Raw genomic sequence first — 25,683 nt, forward strand, 5'->3', positions numbered from 1 at the left:
ATCGACTAATGCTTGCAAGTCGGAAGCGCGTTTAAGCCAGATTGCTCTACAATCCATCTTTGCCTACACTTTTGCTCTATGGCATAGTCTAAATGCAATCATATTTTTGTTGCACCTAGCGAATACCAATCCAACGCTGAAAAACAATAGCCTCAAAGCACAAGCTTTATAACACTGTTTTGCAAACCACAACATAGGATGGAAAAGTCAGTATGTTACTTGCTAAACCTTCGCTCAATGCAGAAGCACAATCGGCAAGATTATCCACCACCAAAGGTGATAATCCACTGATTTGGCCCCTTCTCTCCGTATTGCAAGCCTCTAATCAAAGCTGGAAAATCCACCACCTCGCGACTGAATTACAAAGCAAAGGATTGATTCATCCACTGGATGAGAATCCAGGTAACGATTTGTTTAAGCGAAACTTCTTATTGATGAATGCCCTATTTGAGTTACAAGAAATCCTGCTTCCTCGGCAGTGGCTTCAAGTGAAGGCTATGGATATTCAAATTTTTCGTTTAGTACCATCCAACGTCAATCTACTGATGATGGAAGAAACATCGCTTAGAGAATATTACCTTGACTGGAACAACTACGACACAAGCGAAAACGTGGTCAGGGAGCTATTAGAAGCCTTCTGGACCAGTTACAAAAGCTATATTGGCCTTAACATTAACCTCATGAATAAAGGGCATGCTCTTAGCGTATTTGAATTAGATGAAAGCGCCACTGCGCGGGATATTCGCAAGCAATGGCGCCGCTTGGCCCTTAAGTGGCACCCCGATAGACCAGACGGCGATGCAGCAAGATTTCGTGAAGTCTGTGAGGCTTGGCAATCACTAAGGGATATAGCTTAGAAACGTGATGTAACCATTGCTAAGCCACGGTGATTTAGTCCTCTGTCATCTCTACCAATAAATGTGATCCTGTTTACAGTCTTGTAAATCTAAGGGGGAAACCTCCTGTGGGATCACAGATTTAGTCTAATATCCTCAACGCAATTCAGCGATAATTAAGTCTTCCAATTTAACCTGAAGCTATACGCCGACAGTGCGATATCCGTCTGGCTTCGATGATGAAGCTTAACTGATCTGTTTTAGGTTTATAATCACGCAGAATATCAATATCATTCATTCAATCTAACCGACTTTGAGGAAAATATGATTAAACCATTAACCTTGGCTGTAGCCTTCATTTTGGCACCACTAAGTGCATTTGCGGCCAACTTTACCGAAGGTACTCATTACACCCAAATTTCGGATAAAGCCCCTAGCGCTGAACCTAAGTTAACTGAGTTTTTCTCTTTCTATTGCCATAATTGCTTTAATATGGAAACTAATTATCTACCTGATATAAAAGCAAACTTAGATAAAAAAGTGGCATTTGATAGCAAACATGTCGACTTTATGAATAGCGATATTGGCACCGAAGTCATGCGCTCTTTGGCCGTGATCCAAAGCGTTGATAATAAAGATGCCTTAACCCATGCCATGTTTGCAGCAATCCAAGGTGAAGAAGGCGCAAACGGTCACGATCACAGTGCGCCAGGGCATAAACACGAGCCGCAAATCAACAACCGTGATGATATCAAACAAATATTTGCTAAATTTGGCATCGATGCCGCTAAATACGATGAACTTGCCGATAGTAAAAATACCAATGAAAAACTCGCTCTATGGCGCGCACAGCAAAATCAGTTCAAAGTAGAAAGTGTGCCCGCGTTTATTGTCAATGATAAATACGCTGTTAACTTAAGCAGTATCAAAACCTTAGATGAATTAATTAGCTTAATTAACTATCTTGCTATTGAAAAAGATGCCCAAGCACCTAAAAGTTCAGGCGGCAGTTTAACTTGGCTATTCCTCGCCTTTGCAGCAGTCATTGGATTAAGCCGCCAAAAGCGAATCCGTTAAGTAAAAAAATGGCCTCCAACGGAGGCCATCTCTTCTCAAGACCACAGATTACTGCCTAATAAATTCAATAATATGGGTTGCTGCCAGCACGATATGTACAATTAAAAAGCCAATAAAAGCCTGTGCACAAATAAGATGATAACCACGCCAGTCCATTGCGATTGGTGTACCTTGATATACAAACCACACAACACCAGTCAACCCCGTTGCGACCAGCAATAACATTCCAATGCCTTCAACCACACTGAATAACCCTTTGCCGCCCGCAACAGGGAACTTACCTTTGATTACACCAGCGATATCTTGTTTCAGTTGTGCCCAATCCCCCACTAGCCAACCAAAATACGAGCGCCATTTTCCATTGAAGGTATTGTGAAGTAAGAATAATAATGCAAGAACCGTACAGACCAATCCTAAGTAAACATGCAGGTAATCCCAAAAACTGGCATTTTTTCTCAGGCTTCGTCCTATAAAAATCCATGGGCTACTACATACCAATACCGCACAGCAAGTCGCAAGCCACACATGTAAATGGGTTATCAATATACGAAACACGTTGCCGAATTTTACTGCCGCAGTCGGTTTATCCGTCATGATCCATGCCCTTAAACTTATAGCAAGCCACTTTTATGCTTGATGGATTTGCTCACCAAACTCGTTTACTTTCTGCCAATCTGTATATTCAACATTGGTAACTGGATCCGTCGGCCCCTTAGTTAACCACATAATAAAACGAATAATATTCCTATCTAAAGCGTTATAGCCTTGATAGTTCAAGTTACCACCAAACACTTGCAGTAACTGAGGTCTCCAAGTCGTTTTGCTTAAAAAAGCCTGCATATAAGGATTAGTCTCAGGCGTATTTTTTTCCGGCTTACGCGCCACTAAGCTAACCGAGAAAAAACCACTTACTTTTTGTGTTAGTAGTTTTTGATGCTTTTGAATAAATTCATATAACGTCGGATTATGTTTACCATGGCGAATACTGGCGCCAATAATGATTTTGTCGAACGACTCCATTGCGGGCACAGCCTTAATATCGGCGATAACAACCGAATTGCCTAAGTCCTTAAGTTGCTGCGCTAGCTGATTAGTGATCTTACGGGTTTGACCGTGAACACTAGAGAAAATGATCAGAATTTTTTTCACTTTAGCCTCGATTCATCTCAACAAAAATAAGAAAAAGCGGCCTGAAAAATGATAGTGAAAGGCGGCTTAGATGGATAACGCAAAAAGCAAACAGCCTATTACGAGATTGCATACTAGGTGATTTAAATATCAATTTACATGAAATAGATCACGGGGTTAGCCCCATAGGGCTTATGCATACACAGTAATTTTAGCTTGCTCACAAAAATAGACTCGGTAATAAATTGAGAATTCAAAAATGACCTTGCATCGTTGCCTCATAGTACGTCAATAGACTTACCATGATTCCGCAATTCACCTTAGCCAACGAGTATCAAAATTTACGATTTCAACATAATAATCGTCAATAGATTGGGTTAATATAGCCAGAACCGTGATTAAGGATTCGCTATTATCTAAGCAAAATCAGCTTTGGTAAGACAATTCACTTAACTCCCTATATCAGCATACAAACAAGGATTGATTCGGATGAAGGACTCAGACATTTTAATGCTAGCAGAAGAAGGCGAGTCAGCATCCGAAGTATCCGCTCGCAAAAAAGCCCTGCTACTCGGTCGCCAATTAGGGCTCGCCAGTGAGCAAGAATATCGCCCCGCGAACGCTTCAATAGCCGAACGTGCAGAACATAGAGCCCGCAAGTTATCGAGCCAATATCAGGCCAATGTGGAAACCATTTTCGCCTTAGCCCTCAGTTACACCCACTCAGATGTCACTGGGGTCGATCTCGATCCCGATTGGAGTCATCAATTCTTCTTGATGGCGGAACAAATCCATAACCGTAAGATGCAAGATTTGTGGGCTCGGATATTGTCGAGCGAGATAGTGAATCCGGGAAACTTCAGTCTACGTACCTTAGCGCTGCTCAAGCAACTGACCCACAGGGAAGCACAAATTCTTGAAAAAGCCCTTGGCATGGCGGCTAAAGTGAATAATGAACAACGTCTTAAACTGATCAGTGGTTATCGGTTATCTGGGGGGATTGGGCAATACTTTAGAAAAAACACCACAGTAAATCTTGGCCTATCTCAATTTGGCCTGCCTTATTCCAGTATTTTAACCTTAGTTGATGCGGGTATTTTGCACAGTAGCGAGTTTGAAACAGGGCTTCTTAATAGCAAAACCCCAATCCAATTTGCCATGCCTAGTATTCAAATGAAGTTAACACCTAAGAGCGGCCATTTACTATTCACTTATTATCGCTTAACCCCCATAGGTGATGAACTGGCTTTACTTGTACAACCCAAAACAGATCAAGAATACGTAAAAGCACTGCAACTACTATTTGCCAAAGATTTCAAAATAGAATAGGTATCACACCCTAAAAAGGAGCAAAAGGCTCCTTTTAAGCAAGGTAAAGGCTAAATGTTAAGCGACTGTCTTTGTCTTATCGGTATTGATGACATTGATCGCAGTTAAATAATCGATTAAGGCACGCACTTGGGTCGCTAAATCACCTTTGCTGGTATCTATGGTTAATTCCGCGGCCAGTGGTGCTTCATAGGGCGATGAAATCCCTGTAAAATTGCTGATCTCGCCACTGCGCGCTTTAACGTACAACCCCTTAGGATCCCGCTGTTCGCACACACTTAATGGCGTCGACACATGCACTTCAATGAACTGCCCCGCAGGAAAACGGGCGCGAATACCATCACGTTCTTCGCGAGTCGGTGATATAAAAGCAGATAACACCACAAGCCCCGCATCCACCATCAATTTAGCCACTTCGCCAACACGGCGCAGGTTCTCGTCACGGTCCTCAACCGTAAACCCTAAGTCTTTACACAGGCCATGGCGCACATTATCGCCATCGAGCAAATAAGTGTGGAATCCCGCCTCAAATAAGGCCCGCTCTAATGCACCCGCCAATGTTGACTTGCCCGCGCCAGAAAGTCCGGTAAACCAAAGTAGCACAGGGTTTTGACCTTTCTGCTCGGCTCTCGCGGCTTGGTCTACAGGATGTTGATGCCACACGATATTTGTCATAAAAACTCCTCAATCCCCATGTTAACTAACCGCTAACATAAGGGCTATAAACACAAGCTAATCACTAAAATGGAAAGATGATCGGCACCATAAATATCACTATCAGGGAATACAGCACAGATAACGGCAATCCAAGGCGGACAAAGTCACTGAAGCGATAATTACCCGCATTAAACACCATTAAGTTCGTTTGATAGCCATAGGGTGAAATAAAGCTCGCACTGGCACCAAAGACGACCGCCATAATAAAGGGTCTTGCATCGACACCATAATTAAGCGCAATCGCGTAGGCAATAGGGAACGCCAGCGCTGCCGCTGCGTTATTGGTCACCAGCTCAGTCAGTAACAAGGTCATCAAATACACACCTACAAAGGCACCAAAGACCCCATAACCATTGATTACACTCAATAATCCTTGGGCTAAGTTGTTCGCAAGGCCAGTACTCATCATCAAATTAGCAAGACCAAGTGCACTGCCAACGATGATGACAAGTTCAAATGGAAAACGGCGTTTCAGCTCAGACAGTGTGACAGCACCGATGGCAAAATAACTCAGCAGCAATATCACTAAACCTTTAGCCAATGGCAATACGTCAGTAACACTCAGGACGATCGTTGCCGCAAACCCCAGCAACACACAGCGACCACGACGACTGTCTAAACGCACATTCAAATCTAAACCGCTGATCGCCGCAAACTCTGAACTTAGCTTTGCGCTATTGCTAAAACCATCACCTGGTGTCAATAACAACACATCACCGGGTTGCAGGATTATGTCACCAAGCCCACCCTTTAGTGGGTGATTTCCGCGGCGAATAGCCATCACAGCCGCATCGAACTGCTCACGAAAACGCGTTGCTTTTAACGAACTGCCCACTAAACGAGATGATGGCGCGAGTACGGCTTCAACTAAATTTTGTCCCTTAGCTTGATGCTTACCAAACCAATCTAAACCATCAAATTGGTGTAATAACTCGACCGATTCCACCGCGCCACTGAAACGCAGCACGTCGTCCGCTTGTAATACTAACTGGGGCGGCACAGGGCAAATACAAATGCCACTGCGTTCTAATTCAACCAGATATAACTTTTTCAGCGCCCTAAGTTTGTTATCCACCACACTGCGACCAACCAAGGACGAACCTTTCGCCACATGGGCTTCGAGCAAATAAGGTAGCGTTTCTTCGTTTGAATCTTCTCTTCTATCAGGCAGAATATTCGCCAGTAAGGTCAGTAACAGCATTCCAGCCACTAAAATAATCACAGCCACCGGCGTAAACTCGAAGAACCCTAAGGCGGGTAAGCCAGCGTTTTCTACAAAGGAGTTCACAATCAGGTTAGTCGAGGTACCAATCAGGGTCAGTGTGCCGCCTAAAATTGCCGCATAATTTAGTGGCAACAATAGCTTAGCTGGCGCGTGTGCCTGATTGCGGCGCACAACACCGATAAGCGATGCCACCACCGCAGTGTTGTTAGTGAAAGACGACAGCAAAGCCGTCGAAAAACCGAGTTTTGCCATTGTCATAGGCAAAGAACTATTACCTATGACTTGACTCAACTTTCCCAGCAAGGACGTTTTTTCTAACGCCGTCGCGGCCAACACCAACAGGACAAGTGTGACTAAGCCAATATTGGTAAAGCTTGTTAATGCGGTATCGAGCGCAACCATGCCCAAGAGATAACAGAGCAAAAATGCAAATAAAAACAATACCGCTGGGTTGATACGGCCGCTAATTAAGCCAGCCACAAGCCCTATCAAAATAATCGCTAATTGCCACAAGTCACTCACAAATTAAGCTCCAAGCTGAGTGATATCTATCGCTTGCCAATGGGGGAAGTGTTTACGCACTAAGGCATTAAACTCGACTTCAAAGGCACTAAATTGTGACGCTGTTTGCTTGTTAACATGTTGACCCGACACCACCATCACCGCGGCAACCGTCGCATTAGTAAGACGGTCGATTAAAATCATTCCGCCCGTATCACGCACTAACGAATAGGCATCAAATACTATGTCTTCGGTCAGTTCTAAGGTCACACGCGCAATCGCGTTTAACCCAAGCGTGTCCGTCGCACTGCGCGCTAAGGTATTAACATCAACCACATAATCGATAGCTGTTACAGAGGCTTGCGTCTTCTTACCGGCCACTTTGATGTCGTATAACTGACCGAGTTGTAATGGCTTTTCATCCATCCACACTATATCAGCGCTGATCAGGTTAGCGACGGCGGGAGCTGAGTCGGGTTTTGCCAGTAAATCGCCACGGGAAATATCAATTTCATCTTCCAGCGTGATAGTCACAGCCTGGCCTGCAACCGCTTCCTCTAGATCACCATCGAAGGTGACAATACGTTCAACCTTGCTGCGTTTACCCGATGGCAAAGCGACTAACTCGTCGCCGACCTTGATGATGCCAGAGGCTAACGTGCCCGCAAAACCGCGAAAATCTAAGTGAGGGCGCGACACATATTGCACTGGGAAACGCACAGGCAATGAGCTGAGTTCGCGTTGAGTATCAATGGTTTCTAGCAGTTCAAGCAGTGTTCCGCCTTGATACCAGTCACTTTGGGTACTGCGCTCAACCACGTTGTCACCATTAAGCGCGGATAAGGGCACGAAGTGGATATCGAGATTACCGAAATCTTTAACGAAATCCGTAAAATCGGCACGAATACGATTGAATACTTGCTCATCAAACCCCAGCAAATCCATCTTATTCACGGCAACCACAAAGTGACGAATACCGAGTAATGACGCGATAAACGCATGGCGCTTAGTCTGAGTCTGCACGCCGTAGCGGGCATCGACTAAAATCACCGCTAAATCACAGGTCGATGCACCTGTCGCCATATTGCGAGTGTACTGCTCATGCCCTGGCGTATCGGCGATGATGAACTTGCGCTTATCACTTGAAAAATAACGGTAAGCCACATCGATAGTAATGCCCTGCTCGCGTTCGGCTTGCAGACCATCCACCAGCAAAGCTAAGTCAATCGCTTCACCTGTGGTGCCCATCTTGGCGCTGTCGCTCTTAAGGCTCGCCAATTGGTCTTCATAGATCTGCGCGCTATCGTGTAACAGGCGGCCGATTAAGGTACTTTTGCCGTCATCCACACTGCCACAGGTTAAAAAGCGCAGTAAGCCTTTGTGTTGCTGCAGGGCTAGATATTCTTTCACACCATGGAGGGTAATTTCTGCCGCCATGAGATTGGTTTTATTGACCGCTTTGTCCATCTTATTCTCACTCTTGATCTGCTTGGCTGAAGGTCGCACTGACTAGCGCCACCTTCGCGAAATAGGCTTAACCCTGTAGAGATTAGAAGTAGCCTTGACGCTTCTTCTGCTCCATCGAGGCACTTTGATCTGAGTCGATCAATCGGCCCTGGCGTTCGCTTGAACGGGTTAACAGCATTTCTTCAATAATCTTCTCTAGACTGTCGGCCTCGGAATACATGGCGGCCGTGAGTGGGTAACAACCTAAGGTTCTAAAACGTACCACTTCTTCTTTAATCTGCTCGCCTTCGGCTAATTGCATCCGCTCGTCATCGGCCATGATTAACTGACCACCGCGCTCAACCACTTTACGTTTAGCTGCAAAGTACAGAGGCACTAACTCAATGTTTTCTTGATAGATATATTGCCAAATATCCAGCTCAGTCCAGTTAGATAACGGGAACACGCGAATACTTTCGCCCTTGTTCACTGCACCGTTATAGGTGCGCCACAGTTCTGGACGTTGGTTTTTAGGATCCCATCTATGGTGACGGTCGCGGAAAGAATACACGCGCTCTTTGGCGCGAGATTTTTCTTCATCGCGACGAGCCCCACCGAAAGCCGCATCGAAACCATATTGGTTAAGTGCTTGCTTTAAACCTTGGGTTTTCATGATGTCAGTGTGTTTCGCACTGCCATGGTCGAAGGGGTTAATCCCCTGCGCCAAACCTTCTGGGTTAATGTGCGTCAGTAACTCGAAGCCAAATTTCTTTGCCTGCGTATCACGAAACGCGATCATCTCTTTGAATTTCCAACCCGTATCGACATGCAGCAACGGAAACGGGATCTTGCCCGGATAAAAGGCTTTACGCGCTAAGTGCAACATAACGGAAGAATCTTTCCCGATGGAATACAACATCACAGGATTATCGAATTCGGCTGCAACTTCACGAATGATCTGGATGCTCTCGGCTTCCAGTTGTTGTAAGTGGCTTAGTTCACGCCCGGCCATACTATTCTCCGTTTACCTAAAATTTGCTGCATTGATACAGCATGATTACTTAATTTTATAATTTGCTAATTTATCGATACTTTTACAGTCTGAGTCAGTTCATGTTGGTATTGTGCGTTGTCGATGGATTCAGGTATGAACCAATTGAGCGTCTCAGAAAGCGTGACGACTTCACCTATGATCATCAAGGCTGGCATGTGTAAGTCTGGATCGGCGGCAAGCTGTTCAAGCTCACCTAAACGGCCGATAAAACGACGTTGTTCTTTAGTGGTTGCCTTTGACACTATCGCCACAGGTGTTTCTGGGCTTCGGCCCGCATCGAGTAAACCTTGACGAATAATGCCTGCGTTCAGAATCCCCATATACACGACTAAGGTATTGTTAGGATTAGCATAACCTTGCCAATCCATAGGGCGACTCTCTAACTGACAATGGCCAGTGATAAAAGTGACGCCTTGGGCGTGGTCTCTGTGGGTTAGGGGAATTCCCGCATAGGCTGACGTGCCGCTGGCGGCGGTAATGCCGGGGATGACTTCAAACTCCACCCCAGCTTCAACTAAAGTTTGTAACTCTTCCCCCCCGCGGCCGAAAATAAAAGGATCGCCACCTTTAAGGCGAACCACATTTTTACGGGTGTAGGCTTTAGTGACGAGTAACTGATTAATCTCGTCCTGTGCGGCGCTATGCTTGCCCGCACGTTTACCTACGGCAATCTTCTCAGCGTCTTTGGGAATAAGATCGAGGATATCTTGGCTGACTAAAGCGTCGTATAGCACTGCATCGGCGGTTTTAAGGATACGCCATGCCTTTAACGTCAATAACTCAACGTCACCGGGACCAGCCCCTACCAGCCAGACTTTGCCTTTGGCCGCTTGGCCCGGTAAAGAGAAAATTTCCATCAGAATCCCCAAGATCACTTTAGTCTGTAGAAATATAGCGCGTCTTATATTCCATAATAAATAGATAATTATTAGTTTTTATATCATTTAGGAATATAACTAATATCATCATTAGGGAGCAACAACGGAAAAAAAGGTCTATTTGAAATAAAATACAAGTAGATATTAGGTAACACACTAAATTTAAATGATTTTTAATTTACAGCATTCATGGTAAACGCTATTGTGACAAGGGTATATCCATCATTTTGGCACTATGTTAGTGCGAAAAATTCTACCTAAATGTCATATTTTGAGGAAAACTCACTTTTGCTTAACCCAACTGATGCAGATGCAACTAACAGTTCCTTCAACCAATCACCGTAAATTCATTAACTAGTGTTAAGCTGACAAATCGAGCGTTACAAGTACGATCAACAAACACATCAAGGAGGGTAAATGAATCTGTTTTATAAAAATATCCCGTTAATAGGATTGCTAATGTGCTCAGGGCTAAATGCAGAATCATTGGTAGAAGGACGCGTTAAAGATGAACTTGCCACTGCAGAACGTCCATTTGTGATCACCCCGCATCATGTCAATTATTTACTGCCAGCGACCTATAATCCTGATCCTAATATTGCTCCTTTTCTTGAAGAAATGGCTCAAGATCCCTATACCTTAGATAAATTTGAGGCTAAGTTTCAGATAAGCTTTAAATTTCCGGTTTGGTACAACGTATTTGGTGACAATGGGCATCTATTCTTTGCTTATACCAATCAATCCTATTGGCAAGTGTATAACAAAGAAACCTCTTCACCCTTTCGCGAAACCAATCACGAACCCGAAATATTTATGCTGTTTAATAACGATTGGAAAATTGGCAGTGTGACCAATTCTTTTTGGGGTTTTGGTGCGGTACATCAATCTAATGGTAAATCTGGCCTACTTTCTCGAAGCTGGAATCGGATTTATGGCACCATGATTTTTGATGCCGGTCCACTCGCTTTCGCAACCAAAATTTGGTGGCGTATTCCCGAAGATGAAAAAACCGATCCCTATCAGACAAGCGGTGATGACAACCCAAATATTGAAGACTATGTAGGCAATGCCGAATTTATCGGTGTTTATGGCGTTGATGAACACAGATTCACCCTCACCCTCAGAAGCAATCTACAAGATATCGATCGCGGCTCAGCAGAGCTCACGTGGAGCTATCCAATAGTGGGGAATTTACGTCTGTATACCCAATATTTTAATGGCTATGGAGAAAGTTTAATCGACTACAACTATCACAACCAACGTATTGGAATAGGGATTTCGCTTAATGACATCCTCTAATACCCATAATATTAACTCTCTGTTTATTCAGCGGTGAGATATTCAATGCGATGGGTATAAAGTGACGAAGTACAAAAATTAGCCATAATTTCATACTGACTCAACCAATCTGCTGTTAGATTGCTCAATCGGGCTAGCTCCAAAGGATGGATAATATGATTTTCATTGAAAATAATCGAATTTCCACCGATAGTCGCTCACCTTTTTAGCAGTAAAAGGCATTGTAAGATCACGGAGGAGTATGGGTTTTAACTATCGGACTATTGTTAGTTTTCTGACAGTTATCATTATCGCGAGCTTAATTAGGCTCGCGATTTTTGCTATGCCAGAACAAGAACGAACTCCAGAATTGAGTGCTCAGGAAGTACGCCAAGACCTCTATGTTTTGCTGAGTCAAATTGAGCAATACTCCGCTTTCTATGCCCTTAAACCCAATGATATGGCTCAACTATTGACTGATACTGCAGCCTATATTGCTGAACAATATCAAGATATTGTCTCCAATGATCGTTTTGCGGCTGAAGTCACTAAGCTACTCAATCGCATCAAAGATCCTGGTGCTCAAGTGCTAAATTTTGAAGATAAGAGCGGAGATTTACCTTTAACACTCAGGCCCATAAATGAACAATGGCTTGCTTTAGATACTAAAAATAGTCCGATTAATTCTAATTTTCCCTTTATAAGCCACATTGATGGCTTACCTATGAACAAATGGATATCGGCAAGTCAAGCCTACTTACCCGAGCCATCGAAAGATAGCCAAGAAATGCAGCTACCTTGGCTTAAAAAACTCAACCTATTGCGGGAGGATTTAGGGCTTAGTCTTAAACCTTATGTGGTCGTCACTTTAATGAATGACAATCTACAAACGCAGCAGGTTACGATGGCATTAGCCCCTAAACAAAAAAATCAACCTGCACCAATCGTTGATAGGGATAATGAAACATTACCACTGGTTTTTGATGCGTTTCTAACCCCACTCACCAAATCATCCCCCGCAATATCATCTCAATCCGTTTATAAGTTAGAAAGTATCAACACAACTACAGCAAGGCTTAAAATCGACGATCTATACACCTTCGAATTAGATAAAGAGCTACAACAAGAGCTGCTCAAAGGTATGGAACAGGCATTATTAGTAATCGATCTAAGGGAAGCGAGTGGCTTTAGCCCTAAACTGCTTACCATGCTATCACGCTATCAAGATATTGAATCTGGTAATACGCCACTTAGCACTCGACAGTTCTCCTCAAGCATCATGGGGTTTGCTCACTATCGACGCTCGGCAGCGTTCAGAAACGATTACCTACAACCGCTAAATTTTAAACCTTTAGAATCCTTAGGATTCAGTGCGCCAAAACTTAAAATACTCACTCGCTATTTACCGCAAACCGATAAAGACAAATTCAGTCCTTGGTTTGCTCGCACTAAACCAGATGTAGAAGCGACTGGAAATAACCAACTAGTGTTACTGATAGGGCCCCGTTGTCGACAAGAATGTGAGTGGATAGCTCATCGTACTAAAACTTGGTCGAGAGTTAATTTGGTCGGTGAGAGAACCTCTGGTGACTTTGCTCGGCAATACCACTTTACCTTACCTAACAGTAGATTAAATGTCCGATTAAGCAGTTCTCTAACCTATGACTCCAAAGGGCAATTGCTCTCTGGTAAAGGGACTGAACCTGATATTTCATTGCCTCTTAATCATGATATTGAATGGCAGGGGTTAGTAAGTTTAGTGAAAACATCAACATCCAAACCAACTCAACATGGGTTAAAATCCAAGCTAGCCCATTCAGTTAACTGACAATAAAAAACCAGCAATTAGCTGGTTTTATCAACGACCCAATGCAATGTAAGACTAGGTCCCACTGACCTTGGCTATCTGCTGAGTACTTCGCTGTTTTTTATACTGCTTAGCTTCTGTAGGTATCGGTGTCACCTTACCCGTTTCTAACCAATTACGTAAACGGTTTGCATCGGCTAGATGGGTATATTTGCCATAGGCATCAAGCACAACAAAAGCCACTTGACGTTTTGCCATTTCAGTGCGCATCACTAAGCAATGGCCTGCTGCATTGGTAAAGCCCGTTTTTGTAAGATGAATATTCCAGTTATCTTTGTAAACCAAGCGATTTGTATTACGAAAATCTAAACTGTACTTAGGTTTGCCAAACGTCACCGTTTTCTTCTCTGTGGCACTCAACTCACCAAGCATAGGGTATTTCTCACTCGCTTTAAGCAGAACGATAAGATCGCTCGCACTAGACACATTTTTATGAGATAAGCCCGTCGGTTCAACATAACGAGTATTTTTCATACCTAATGCTTTCGCTTTGGCATTCATCGCCTTAATAAAGGCCTTATGTCCACCGGGATAATGATGAGCAAGGCTTGCAGCGGCGCGATTTTCTGAAGACATCAAGGTCAACAACAACATCTCTTTACGGGTAATTTCGCTACCGATACGTACCCGAGAGTAAACACCACGCATTTCTTTGGTATCGCTAATATTAACAGCGAGCTTCTGATCCATTGGCAATTTGGCATCTAACGTCACCATAGCCGTCATTAATTTAGTCACAGAGGCTATTGGCATAACAGCATTAGGATTACTCGAATAAAGGACCTCATTGGTTTTGAGATCAACCACCAAAGCACTGTTCGCCGCGACTTCTTGTTTATTTAAAACAGGCTTTGCTGAGGCAGATGATTTAGAAGCGGTACTTTTCGTAGTGACAGAGGCCGATTCGGCACAATATGCTGTCGCGGCAACAGTACAACTGCTGCAGACAAAGATAAAACTACTGAGTAAAGATCTGATCTTCATTTAAGTTTCACTAAAAATAGAAAAGGATCACATGTGCTAACGCACGCGGCTTGCCCAAGTATAAGAGGTATATGCAGAAAGGAATAGAATGAAACTAAACTTTTATCTGTGATATCAGCAATTTCCATCTAGCGCCATAGTTCACGCACCAGCTTAACCTATTATAAATTTCGCATTTAAAAGTACTCAAAATCATACTTTTTAACTAGCTTAGAGATTAATGCTAAAAAACAGCACTTTCAAAGTTAAATGCTTCAATGTAAAAATTATTAATAATTTTTTAACTTTTATATGAGTAAAGATTAATTTTTGCAAATCAATCATCTGTTCCCAGCCTGAAATCAACCAAACACCGTCAAGGCATCTTAGTCATCACTCTGCCCAACAACAATGAAACAAAACTTAACACCAGATTGAAAATTGACAACATCCCCCATAGTACTTTGATACAACGTAAGTTATATCGCGAAAAAACCGGCTGACAATAAAAGCGGTATCTATATTTACCGTAATAGTTTTGTCGGACAAGCACTCAAGAAAAACATTTATATCAATGGTGAAATGATTGGTGAATCAGCCAATAAGGTATTTTTCTACAAAGAAGTTGAACCTGGCGAGCAAACGCTTTCAACTGAATCTGAGTTTAGTGAAAACGATTTAAAAGTTTCAACAGAAGGCGGTAAAAACGACTTCTTTGAGCAATATATCAAAATGGGTGTATTTGTAGGCGGTGCAGGACTAAAAGCCGTCTTTGATGCCGAAGGGATGAAAAACGTTCAAGAATGTAAATTAGCAAAATAGTCATTACTTCCCCCTTGAATCGCCCATATAAAAACCAGCCAAAAGGCTGGTTTTTTATATTTATCCAATGCAAATTGGGTCACAGGTTTTATCTGCAACCCAATAAATCACTTAGGCTTGTGGGCGCATTGCAGGGAATAGGATCACATCACGGATTGTATGAGTGTTAGTGAATAGCATCACTAAACGGTCGATACCGATACCTTGACCCGCTGTTGGTGGTAAACCGTGTTCCAGTGCAGTGATATAGTCCGCATCGTAGAACATGGCTTCATCGTCACCCGCGTCTTTGGCATCAACCTGCGCTTTAAAGCGGCTGTCTTGATCTTCAGCATCATTTAACTCGCTGAAACCGTTAGCTACTTCACGACCACCGATGAAGAATTCAAAACGGTCAGTGATGAAGTGATTGTCATCGTTACGACGTGCCAGTGGCGAAATGTCCGCTGGGTAGCCAGTGATGAAGGTCGGTTGCATTAATTGCCATTCAGCAGTTTCACCGAAGATTTCTTCTAATAGCTGACCACAGGTCCAGAACTTCTCGATCTTGATACCTAGGCTGATAGCCAATTCACGCATAAATTCGAGATCTTTCACTTGCTCGTAGGTCATGGCTTGGATAGTCGCGTTATCAGGATTGTACTTCTGAATCGCTTCTAACATGCTCAGACGGGCATATGGGCCGCCGAAATCAACGGTGTGCTCGCCGTATGGCATTTGCGCACTGCCTAACAATTCGATCGCGATTGAGCTTAACAGTTCTTCGGTTAAGTCCATCAAATCTTTGTAATCAGCGTAAGCCATATAGAATTCCATCATAGTGAATTCTGGGTTATGGCGTGGCGACAGACCTTCGTTACGGAAGTTACGGTTGATTTCAAACACACGCTCAAAACCACCGACCACTAAACGCTTGAGGTATAGCTCTGGCGCGATACGCAGGTACATTGGCATGTCCAGCGCATTGTGGTGCGTGATAAATGGACGGGCTGAAGCACCGCCTGGGATCACGTGCATCATTGGGGTTTCAACTTCCATGAACTCTTTTTTGATCATGAAGTTACGGATAGCTGCAACCACTTTTGAACGCATCACGAAGGCTTGACGAGATTCTTCGTTAACGATTAAGTCAACATAACGTTGGCGGTAACGGGTTTCTTGGTCGGTTAAGCCGTGGAATTTCTCTGGCAGTGGACGCAGTGCTTTGGTCAGCAGTTGGTACTCTTCCATATTGACGTACAGATCGCCTTTACCAGACAAGTGTAACTGACCAGTTACGCCGATGATGTCACCGATATCCAGACCTTGGTAACGATCCTTCAGATCCGCTTGAACGCCCTTTTCAGCGTAAGCTTGGATACGACCAGACACGTCTTGAATTACGAGGAATGGGCCACGTTTTGCCATGATACGACCAGCAATGCTGGTTCTAAAACCTAAGGCTTCGAGTTCTTCCTTAGTGTTTTGACCGTATTTTTCCTGCAACTCTGCCGCTTTGTGGGTGCGACGGAACGTATTAGGGTGAGCATTAGCGCTACAATTCGGGCGAATGCTGTCTAGCTTGGCACGACGCTCGGCGATCAGTTTGTTTTCATCTTGTACTTGTTCAGTCATCTTATTTCTCGTCTATACCTTTGAATTAATTACAGCCCTGATTTCAAACTGGCTTCGATAAACTTGTCCAGATCGCCATCGAGTACCGCTTGGGTATTGCGCGTCTCCACGCTAGTACGTAAGTCTTTAATACGGGAATCGTCCAATACATAGGACCGAATTTGGCTGCCCCAGCCGATGTCAGATTTAGCGTCTTCGGCCGCTTGCTTTTCAGCATTTTGCTTATGCATTTCTAATTCGAACAGTTTGGCTTTTAACTGTTTCATCGCCGAATCTTTGTTCTTGTGCTGTGAACGATCGTTCTGACACTGCACTACCGTGTTGGTCGGTAAGTGGGTAATACGTACCGCTGATTCGGTTCGGTTAACGTGCTGACCACCCGCACCCGAGGCGCGGTATACGTCGATACGTAAGTCAGCAGGGTTGATATCGATGGTGATATCATCATCAATCTCAGGGTAAACAAATACCGAGCAGAAAGACGTGTGGCGACGACCCGAAGAGTCAAATGGCGATTTACGCACTAAACGGTGCACGCCAGTTTCGGTGCGTAACCAACCGAAAGCATATTCACCAGTGAATTTAATGGTCGCACCCTTAATGCCCGCCACGTCACCATCGGTCACTTCCATCAATTCAGGGCTGAATCCATGGGCTTCACCCCAACGTAGGTACATACGCAGTACCATGTTGGCCCAATCTTGAGCCTCAGTACCGCCACTGCCCGACTGAATGTCTAAGTAACAGTTTGAGGCATCCTGTGGACCAGAGAACATACGGCGAAATTCAAGATCAGCAAGGCGACTTTCTAAATAATCCAGCTCTTTGGTGGTTTCATTGAAGGTGTCTTCGTCTTCTTCTTCAACGGCCAGCTCGAGTAGCCCTTCGACATCCTCAAGACCTGAGTCCATATCGTCGATTGTTTTTACTACGGCTTCGAGGCTTGCACGCTCTTTGCCTAGGGCTTGGGCGCGCTCAGGCTCGTTCCACACATCGGAACTTTCAAGCTCACGGGTAACTTCTTCTAGACGCTCATGTTTAGCATCGTAGTCAAAGATACCCCCTAAGAAGCTGCGTACGCTCGGCAAGCTCCTTAATTTTGAATTTTACTGGATTAACTTCAAACATGAATTTTCAACTTCACTTTATTTGGCCGCTTTAATTGATTTCCCATTAAAGGAGGCGGTGATTAACAGTATTTGCGACCGCGCATTTTAACCTAACAACGCCAGTAAGCCTAGGACGTGTTGATGTTTCGAGGTTAAATTTTGTGCTCGATAAGTCAGTTAACACTGTGATCTTAATTAATTTTGGCTAAGCATTCCCTGAGCTAGGTATCAAGGTCTGCTCAAGTGACCCTAAGTCTTTTAAGAAAATGTGCCGAATATCAAGGGGGATAGTATTTAAAACACGATTTTTTGCTAAGAGCATCACAATCAACACTCAGTACAAACCTTGCACTGCACAGTCTTAAATCAGTTTGTGATTAATGCAGCAATTCCATCTTAAACTTGCTGCGTACATAAGCATCTTCAAAACTACCCTAGGTATACTCAAATCAACCTATGCCTGCAGCCTCGCGCGATAGCAGCCAAGTTCCCTACAAAATATAAAAGGCCATGGGATGATAGAACTTCAAATTGATGACCAAGTGCTGTTGGTTAACCCAAACAACACACTACTGCAAGCGGCACATAATGCTGGGATAACCATCCCCAGCCTATGCGATCAAAACGCGGCCTCACAGCAATTAGTTACAGATAAAAACAATCAAAAACATGATGATAAACAAGCCTGTAACTTATGCGTGGTTCAAATTGAAAATGCCGATGCAAGCCTTCGTTGCGTACGGGCTTGTGAAACACCCGTTGAGATGGGAATGCGGGTAATCACTCAATCAGCCTACCTTAGTAAAAAGCGTAAGCAAGCACTCAACAATATCCTAAGCGACCACTTTGCCGATTGTGAGGCACCGTGCCAGCAGGCCTGCCCAGCGGGTGTCGATGTACAGAGCTATTTATATCACATTGCCCAAGGTAACCATACGCAAGCCATTAAAGTTATTAAACAAACCTTGCCATTACCCTTATCTATTGGCCGTGTCTGCCCAGCATTCTGCGAGGCCGAATGTCGGCGAGGAAGTGTCGATGAACCTATCGCCATTCGCCAATTAAAACGTCACGCTGCCGATTTGGATTTAGCAGAAGGTGAAAATGGTGGTATGAGTTACGTCCCTGAACGCCAAGCTGAAACGGGTAAAAGGGTCGCCATTATCGGAGCGGGTCCTGCGGGATTAAGTGCTGGATACTATTTATCAAATCAAGGGCATAGCGTTGAGATATTTGAAGCAATGCCCCAAGCGGGCGGCTGGCTACGTTACGGTATTCCTGAATACCGTTTACCCAAAGCGATATTAGACAAAGAAATAGACTTACTTTGCCGTAACGGATTAATGATACACACTCAAACCCGCTTAGGGCATGAGGTACATCTAACCCAATTAGCTAAAGATTTTGATGCCATCTGCCTTGCTATTGGCGCCCAAAAAGCCGTGCCGATGGATTATCCCGGTAGCACGCTTAAGGGATGTTATTTAGGCGTGGATTATTTAAAAGACCATTGCCTCGAAAAATCGTTACCACTAGGCAAAAAAGTAGCCGTCATTGGTGGAGGAAATACCGCTATCGATTGCGCTCGCACTGCAGTACGTGAAGGCTGCGATGTCACTTTAATCTATCGTCGTACCCGTGCTGAAATGCCTGCAGAAGCCTATGAAGTCCATGAAGCTGAAGTTGAAGGGGTCAAATTTCACTTCTTAACGAATCCGATTGAAAACCATAGTGATGCAGATGGCCATGTCTGCGCGGTCACCTTTGCTAAAATGGCACTTGGTGAAGCCGATGCTTCAGGCAGGCGAGCACCGATTAATACGGGGGAAACCTTTACCCAAGACTTTGATACTGTGATAGCCGCTGTATCACAAACCCCAGATATGAGTTTTCTGCAGGATCCTGCGAGTCATTTAAGCCAAGGAGAAATTGCTCTTAGCCGTTGGAATACCTTTATCGGCTGTGAACACACTATGTCTGCGGGTATTGAAAAACTGTTTGTGATTGGCGATTCTCGCCGAGGCCCAGCCACCGCTGTTGCCGCCATTGGTGATGGACACAAAGCGGCACAAGCCATTGATAAAATGTTGAAACAAGGGCTAAGCTGCGAACTGTATAGCGGTGAATTTAATTCATCTAAAGCGGTTAGTCACAATAGTAAACAAGATCAAATAGCACAGGATCTTTATCCTAATATTCAGCGTCAGGCACGCTTAAAAATGCCCGAGTTAACCGCTGTACAACGGCTCCTGAATTACAGTGAGGTAGAACTAGGATTCGCACCTGATGCGGCCATGCAAGAGGCGGCACGCTGTTTAGAATGTGCCTGTCAGGCCAATACAAATTGCAAACTAAGAGATTATGCGACTGACTACAAAGTTGAATCAAAACAACTAAACACCGATTTTGCTCGTCAATTTGTGGTTGATAAATCAAGCCCTTTTATCCAATTTGATGCCAATCGCTGTATCAGTTGCGGTAAATGTGTGGATGCGTGCAACCAACAAAGTGGGCACTGCGTCATTCAATTTGCCTATGATTCTTACCAAGCACTCCCCCAAACGGAAGATCTGACCCAAGAACGCCGCGCCCCCAGAGTCGGCTTTAGTGCATCCATGGCGGATAGCCAATGTGTTCAATGTGGTAATTGCGTCCAAGTTTGCCCTACTGGTGCCTTAGTTGACGCCCGAGACAAACGCCAAGGGGATAAGACATCACTCAAAACCGCTTCCACTATCTGTACTTACTGTGGTGTTGGATGCAGACTCGACCTCAAAATCGATGAAAATACCCATCACATCCGTCATATCGAAGGTAATAAGGACTCAGTCGTTAACCAAGGTATGTTGTGTGTTAAAGGCCGTTTTGGTTTCGATTTTATTCACAGCGAAAAACGCCTGACCACTCCACTCATTCGTAAAAACGGACAACTCCAGCCTTGTTCTTGGCAGGAGGCTATTGACTATATCGCCAAAAACTTGACCGATATAAAGCAACAATATGGCAGTAATGCGCTGGCCAGTCTCGCCTCCGCGAAGGCCACAAACGAAGATAATTTTGTACTGCAAAAGTTTGTCCGTAGTGTACTTGGCACCAACAATATCGACCACTGCGCCCGCCTATGCCACTCATCAACCGTCACAGGCCTGCAACAAAGTATTGGCAGCGGCGCTATGACCAATGATATTCCGAGCATCCAAGACTCTGATGTCATTTTTATTTTAGGTTCAGATACCACCAGCGCGCACCCCATTATTGCGTCCAAGATAAAGCAGGCGGTGACATTACATGGGGCAAGATTAATCGTTGCCGATCCTAAACGTGTCGCTATTGCCGATAACGCTGAACTCTATGTCGCCCAAAGGCCCGGCACGGATGTGATGCTACTCAATGCTATTATGGCGGAAATCATTCGTAACGAATGGCATGATAAAACCTATATTGCCGAGCGCACAGAAGGTGTGGACGCACTATACGCGGAGCTTGCCAAGGATGATTACTCCCTAGAAAACGCCGCACTTATCACTGGCGTTAATGCAAGTGAAATTGCCCAACTCGCACGCATCATCGGCACCGCTGAAAAAACAGCTATTTACTATGCAATGGGGATCACTCAGCACACCACAGGGCATGACAATGTTACCGCTATTTCTAACCTGCAACTGTTGTGTGGCAATATAGGTATCAAAGGGGCGGGGATTAATCCCCTACGTGGCCAAAGTAATGTGCAGGGTGCTTGTGATATGGGCGCACTACCTAACTATTTTACTGGCTATCAAAAAGTGACCGATATTCATGCCAAAATGCGCTTTGAGGCCTATTGGCAAACTCCGCTCTCTGGTGAGATTGGTGTTACAGCAACCCATATGATGCATGATATTTCCAAAGGGAAAATCAAGGCGTTATATGTAATGGGGGAAAATCCAGTATTAAGCGACCCAGACCAAGCCCATGTGCTAAGGGCGCTTAACCAAATAGATTTTCTCGTGGTGCAGGATATCTTTCTAACTGAAACCGCAGAACTAGCTCATGTCGTATTGCCAGCCGCCTCTTTTGTGGAAAAACGCGGTCACTTTACCAACACAGAACGACGGGTTCAGCGGCTTGAGCAAGCTCTGCCCGCACCAGGGGTAGCATTGCCTGATTGGCAGATTGTGCAGAAAATTGCTAACGCGATGGGCGCGAATTGGAATTACATCCACGAAGAAGATATATGGCATGAAATTAATGAATTAACACCACAGTATCGTGGTATTCGTTGGCAACGATTAAGTCAGCAGGATAATGGTGACTTTCCTCAAGGTATTCAATGGCCCTGTCCAGATGAAGACCATCCCGGAACCCCCATTATGCACCAAAACCAATTTACACGCGGCTTAGGCAAATTTACGCCTGTCAGTTACCGCTTACCCGCCGAAATGCCCTGTAGTGAATATCCACTAACACTTTCAACTGGGCGATTATTGGAGCAATTTCATACAGGTACATTAACGCGTAAAACACCAGGACTCGATTTACTCGGCTCACCTAAGGTGATGATTTCCGTCTATGATGCCGAGAGGCTCGGGATTAGTAATGGCGATAAAATTAAACTCACGACACGCCGTGGTGAGATTGAAATTGATGCCTTTGTGACTAAACGCGCCCAAGCTGGCGTGCTATTCCTACCTTTCCATTTTGTCGAAGCGGCAGCCAATAAGCTCACCATCAATGCCCTTGATCCTGTTGCTTATATTCCCGAATATAAAGTGTGTGCAGTCAAAGCAGAAAAGGTAACGAGTTGCGGCTAAATCAATTTTAAGCGCCGAATAAAAAACGGGAGATAAGATGTCTCCCGTTTTTATGCTTATCAATTGACTGAAGGGTTAAATCTTAAACTGTCCGACTAATTTACCTAAGTTAGTCCCCTCCTGCGATACGGTTTGACTAATTCTGGCCGCATCTTGGCTAGAATGGAGTAACTCGTTCACAATTTCTTGAATAGCATATACATTGCGATTAATTTCCTCGGTAACAGAGCTTTGCTCAGTAGCCGCAGTCGCAATTTGAGTACTCATATCATTAATGGCCGTTACCGCTGAAGTCACAGAACCTAAACTTTCAGAGATAGCACGGGAAGACGCTACCGAACGCACACAACTTTGTTGGCTGTCCTCCATCGTTTTCACCGCTTGGGCGACAAGTTTATGCAGCGCAGATAACATCTCGTTAATTTCTAAAGTGCTAGCCTGAGTACGGCTGGCGAGATTACGCACTTCATCGGCCACCACCGCAAAACCTCTACCCTGCTCACCTGCACGGGCCGCTTCAATTGCCGCGTTTAATGCTAACAGGTTGGTTTGTTCAGCAATACCACCAATGACCGAAAGCACACTGTTAATCTTCTGGGATTGCTCACTTAAAGATTGAATGCTGCCCGCCGCGTGATTAATTTGCTCCATCAAACCTGCGATTTCTTCTAGGGAAGCATCAACACAGCGTTGAGCATTAGCAACATCCCCCGTGGCAGCTTGAGTCGCTTCTGCCACTTGCGTGGTATTTTGCGCAACTTCACTGGCAGTGGAAGACATCTCAGTGATGGCTGTCACCACTTGATCGGTTTCATTGTTATGGCTGATAAGCTGGCTTGACATCACTTTCGTTTGATCGTGAATCGCATTCGCCGCCTCTTTTACTTTCGTGGTCGCACTCGCTACATCCCCAATAATAGTCTGCAGTTTATCAACAAAGAGGTTAAAGGATTGGCCTAATTGGGCAATTTCATCTTCGCCTTTTACGAGAAGGCGCTTAGTTAAATCGCCTTCACCCTTAGCAATATCATTTAGATTTTCAGCCATTTTTTGAATGGGCACCACCATACGGTGTGCGGCTATCATGATGATAAAGGCTGTAAACCCCGTGAGTAACAGTGCAATGAGTAGCAGCCCATAGGATTTATCCACCATTTGCTCTGTCACTGTGATGCGATAATCTTCGACTACCGCTTCGATATCATCAATATAAGCCCCCGTTCCTAACATCCAATCCGTGCCGGGCACCATAGTCACATAACTGAGTTTCTCAATTTGTTCGTTAGTATTAGGCTTTTGATAGTAATAGGAAAAGTGACCATCACCTCGCTGTGCAGCATTAAGCAAACCGACAATAATTTTGGTTCCGCGGGGGTCTGTCATGTCAATTTTATCTTGCCCTTCCAGTGCGGGTAGCAGGGCATGGAAAATATTTTTACCTTTAGAGTCGTATATAAAGAAATACCCTGCGCTACCAAAACGAATATCCCGCAGGGCTTGATTGACATTACCTTGATCTTTTAAAGATATCTGGTACTGCACTATTCCTGCGGCAATTTCCGTCGCTTCTTTTATTTGTTGTTTACGTTCACCAACGAGTTTAGTTTTAAAGGTAACCACTTCATCATCAAGTGCCTCTTTCTCGACATAGTAAGAAACAGACATCAATATCAGTAAAGTTAAGATCAGGGGAAACAGAGATAACAATAGTAATTTATTGCGCAAACTAAAATTCGACATGCTTAATTACTCCGGGGGGATAAAACTTATAATTGTTGTATGTGCGAAGTATAGCCAAAACTGGGCAATTTCTAAGCGTCGAAGATAACAAATCTACATAAATTTTGTAAAAGTACCTTTTAACTGACTAACTTATCACAAAGAGGTAGTCACTATGCCAAAGATGCAAAAGCCTAAAACTAAAAATAACACAGGGGGTTTAAATAGCTTCAATGCACCAAAACCGAGCAATACCAAGGCCATATCTTGCCCAGATAACACAGCTTGGCTAAAAACAGGTTGATAAAGTGCAGCCGCCAGCAGTCCCACAACACAAGCATTTACCCCCGCGATTGCACCAGCGATTTTGGGTCTTGCGGCAATGGCATGCCAACTTTTCAGCCCCACCAACATCAATAAAAATCCGGGTAAAAAAATGGCGGCTGTCGCAATACAAGCCCCAATAAAGGGATTGTCTAACATCACCTCGGCGCCAAGAAAGCTAGCAAAGCTAAACATAGGTCCAGGGACTGCCTGTGCGAAAGCGTATCCCGTTAAAAATCGATCACTGCTAAGCGTGTCGCCAACGGCGGTTTCAAGCAGAGGCAGCACAACATGCCCCCCACCAAACACAAGGCTACCCACGCGGTAGAACTCGCCAAAAACCCATGCTTCGGGTCCCATATTCACTGCAAAAAAGCTACCGATAAGCAAAGCGACAAATAACAATAGATAGAAGTAATTTAAGCGAATGGGGGCTATAGGATTCTGCTCATTCCCATCCTGAGCACTCAGTAAACGTACGCCCAAAATAGCTGCAAGTAGTAACACCCCTATTTGTGTCCACATAAAGGGGGCGATCAGAATAGCGGCGGCGCTGAACAGCATTAACATCTGAGCGATTTTACGCTGGCAAAACTGTTTAAACATGGTAAGTACTGCGTCTGCTACCACCACAACGGCCATCAATTTCAGCCCGTGGATCATGCCCTGCATATAATGGTTGCTCAGCCAAGCGGCTGTCGTGACAGCAAGTAAATACATCAAGATGAAAGAAGGTAGGGTAAATCCGACAAAAGCGGCTAGCGCACCAATGAGCCCTCCTCTTTGATAACCAATAGCAAAACCCACTTGGCTAGAGCCCGGTCCAGGCATGAATTGGCTTAACGCAACAAAACTGGCATAACGTTTATCATCGAGCCACCCCAGTTCATTCACAAAAGTGTGTCGAAAATACCCAATATGAGCGGCAGGCCCACCAAAACTCATCAAACCTAAGATCAAAAAACGCAAGAAAATTTGCAACATGATATGTGGTCCGTCTATGCCT

General features: G+C 44.4%; 19 protein-coding genes. 7 read left to right on the forward strand and 12 right to left on the reverse strand.

Features of this window, described 5'->3' with window-relative positions; all coding sequences use genetic code 11:
• Positions 1–212: 212 nt before the first annotated feature.
• Together JEZ96_RS15120 and JEZ96_RS15125 are read left to right on the forward strand one after the other, a co-directional pair.
• On the forward strand, positions 213–857 hold the full coding sequence (locus tag JEZ96_RS15120; protein WP_011919881.1) for a DNA-J related domain-containing protein: 645 nt from the start codon (positions 213–215) through the stop codon (positions 855–857).
• Between the two features lie 303 nt (positions 858–1,160).
• Complete coding sequence (locus tag JEZ96_RS15125) at positions 1,161–1,913, forward strand: DsbA family protein (RefSeq protein ID WP_011919882.1); 753 nt, start codon at positions 1,161–1,163, stop codon at positions 1,911–1,913.
• A gap of 48 nt (positions 1,914–1,961) precedes the next feature.
• On the opposite strand, the gene JEZ96_RS15130 is transcribed toward JEZ96_RS15125, so the two are convergent.
• Both JEZ96_RS15130 and hemG read right to left on the reverse strand, forming a co-directional pair.
• Positions 1,962–2,507, reverse strand: a complete 546-nt coding sequence (locus tag JEZ96_RS15130) for a cytochrome b/b6 domain-containing protein (RefSeq protein WP_025007600.1) — start codon at positions 2,505–2,507, stop codon at positions 1,962–1,964.
• 33 nt (positions 2,508–2,540) lie between these two features.
• A complete protein-coding gene (gene hemG, locus JEZ96_RS15135; RefSeq protein WP_011788284.1) occupies positions 2,541–3,062 on the reverse strand; it encodes a menaquinone-dependent protoporphyrinogen IX dehydrogenase in 522 nt (173 codons plus the stop codon).
• A gap of 468 nt (positions 3,063–3,530) precedes the next feature.
• Here hemG and JEZ96_RS15140 point away from each other — a divergent pair, with 468 nt between their 5' ends.
• Entirely contained in the window at positions 3,531–4,370 is an 840-nt protein-coding gene (locus JEZ96_RS15140) for a TIGR03899 family protein (protein ID WP_011919885.1), read from the forward strand.
• Positions 4,371–4,427: 57 nt separating this feature from the next.
• Here JEZ96_RS15140 and cysC read toward each other — a convergent pair whose 3' ends face one another.
• The 5 genes from cysC to cobA all read right to left on the reverse strand — a co-directional run bounded on the left by cysC (position 4,428) and on the right by cobA (position 10,170).
• The gene (cysC, locus tag JEZ96_RS15145; RefSeq protein WP_011788282.1) at positions 4,428–5,045 is read right to left on the reverse strand and encodes an adenylyl-sulfate kinase; all 618 of its coding nucleotides are present in this window, start codon (positions 5,043–5,045) and stop codon (positions 4,428–4,430) included.
• Positions 5,046–5,109: 64 nt separating this feature from the next.
• On the reverse strand, positions 5,110–6,834 hold the full coding sequence (locus JEZ96_RS15150; protein WP_025007599.1) for an SLC13 family permease: 1,725 nt from the start codon (positions 6,832–6,834) through the stop codon (positions 5,110–5,112).
• 3 nt (positions 6,835–6,837) lie between these two features.
• Positions 6,838–8,280 (reverse strand): sulfate adenylyltransferase subunit CysN, encoded by a 1,443-nt coding sequence (gene cysN, locus JEZ96_RS15155; RefSeq protein ID WP_014611209.1) that lies wholly within the window; start codon positions 8,278–8,280, stop codon positions 6,838–6,840.
• A gap of 82 nt (positions 8,281–8,362) precedes the next feature.
• On the reverse strand, positions 8,363–9,271 hold the full coding sequence (gene cysD, locus JEZ96_RS15160) for a sulfate adenylyltransferase subunit CysD (RefSeq protein WP_014611210.1): 909 nt from the start codon (positions 9,269–9,271) through the stop codon (positions 8,363–8,365).
• 65 nt (positions 9,272–9,336) lie between these two features.
• The gene (gene cobA / locus JEZ96_RS15165) at positions 9,337–10,170 is read right to left on the reverse strand and encodes a uroporphyrinogen-III C-methyltransferase (protein ID WP_014611211.1); all 834 of its coding nucleotides are present in this window, start codon (positions 10,168–10,170) and stop codon (positions 9,337–9,339) included.
• A 438-nt stretch (positions 10,171–10,608) separates the two neighbouring features.
• Between cobA and JEZ96_RS15170 the strand changes: the two genes are divergently transcribed.
• Positions 10,609–11,490: a phospholipase A gene (locus JEZ96_RS15170; protein WP_014611212.1), complete on the forward strand. Its 882-nt coding sequence runs from the start codon at positions 10,609–10,611 to the stop codon at positions 11,488–11,490.
• 241 nt (positions 11,491–11,731) lie between these two features.
• Positions 11,732–13,297: a S41 family peptidase gene (locus tag JEZ96_RS15175; protein ID WP_014611213.1), complete on the forward strand. Its 1,566-nt coding sequence runs from the start codon at positions 11,732–11,734 to the stop codon at positions 13,295–13,297.
• A 54-nt stretch (positions 13,298–13,351) separates the two neighbouring features.
• Here JEZ96_RS15175 and pbpG read toward each other — a convergent pair whose 3' ends face one another.
• Positions 13,352–14,320, reverse strand: coding sequence for a D-alanyl-D-alanine endopeptidase (gene pbpG, locus JEZ96_RS15180; RefSeq protein WP_011788275.1), 969 nt, complete (start codon positions 14,318–14,320; stop codon positions 13,352–13,354).
• 462 nt (positions 14,321–14,782) lie between these two features.
• Here pbpG and JEZ96_RS15185 point away from each other — a divergent pair, with 462 nt between their 5' ends.
• Positions 14,783–15,121 carry a DUF2846 domain-containing protein gene (locus JEZ96_RS15185; protein ID WP_198779884.1) on the forward strand — a complete coding sequence of 113 codons (339 nt, stop codon included), beginning with the start codon at positions 14,783–14,785 and terminating at the stop codon, positions 15,119–15,121.
• 111 nt (positions 15,122–15,232) lie between these two features.
• Here JEZ96_RS15185 and lysS read toward each other — a convergent pair whose 3' ends face one another.
• Positions 15,233–16,735, reverse strand: coding sequence for a lysine--tRNA ligase (gene lysS, locus JEZ96_RS15190; protein WP_011788273.1), 1,503 nt, complete (start codon positions 16,733–16,735; stop codon positions 15,233–15,235).
• A 29-nt stretch (positions 16,736–16,764) separates the two neighbouring features.
• Positions 16,765–17,863 (reverse strand): peptide chain release factor 2 gene (prfB, locus tag JEZ96_RS15195; RefSeq protein WP_014611215.1). Its coding sequence is split into 2 segments (ribosomal slippage): positions 16,765–17,787 and positions 17,789–17,863, totalling 1,098 coding nucleotides; the frame shifts between segments, so codons are not numbered across the junction.
• Between the two features lie 496 nt (positions 17,864–18,359).
• Between prfB and fdhF the strand changes: the two genes are divergently transcribed.
• Complete coding sequence (gene fdhF / locus JEZ96_RS15200) at positions 18,360–22,634, forward strand: formate dehydrogenase subunit alpha (RefSeq protein ID WP_025007597.1); 4,275 nt, start codon at positions 18,360–18,362, stop codon at positions 22,632–22,634.
• 75 nt (positions 22,635–22,709) lie between these two features.
• Here fdhF and JEZ96_RS15205 read toward each other — a convergent pair whose 3' ends face one another.
• The gene (locus JEZ96_RS15205; RefSeq protein ID WP_011788270.1) at positions 22,710–24,374 is read right to left on the reverse strand and encodes a methyl-accepting chemotaxis protein; all 1,665 of its coding nucleotides are present in this window, start codon (positions 24,372–24,374) and stop codon (positions 22,710–22,712) included.
• A gap of 135 nt (positions 24,375–24,509) precedes the next feature.
• Entirely contained in the window at positions 24,510–25,661 is a 1,152-nt protein-coding gene (chrA, locus tag JEZ96_RS15210) for a chromate efflux transporter (RefSeq protein WP_011788269.1), read from the reverse strand.
• Positions 25,662–25,683: the final 22 nt, after the last annotated feature.

Origin of the sequence: Shewanella putrefaciens, assembly GCF_016406325.1 — a bacterium.
GTDB classification, from domain to species: domain Bacteria; phylum Pseudomonadota; class Gammaproteobacteria; order Enterobacterales; family Shewanellaceae; genus Shewanella; species Shewanella putrefaciens.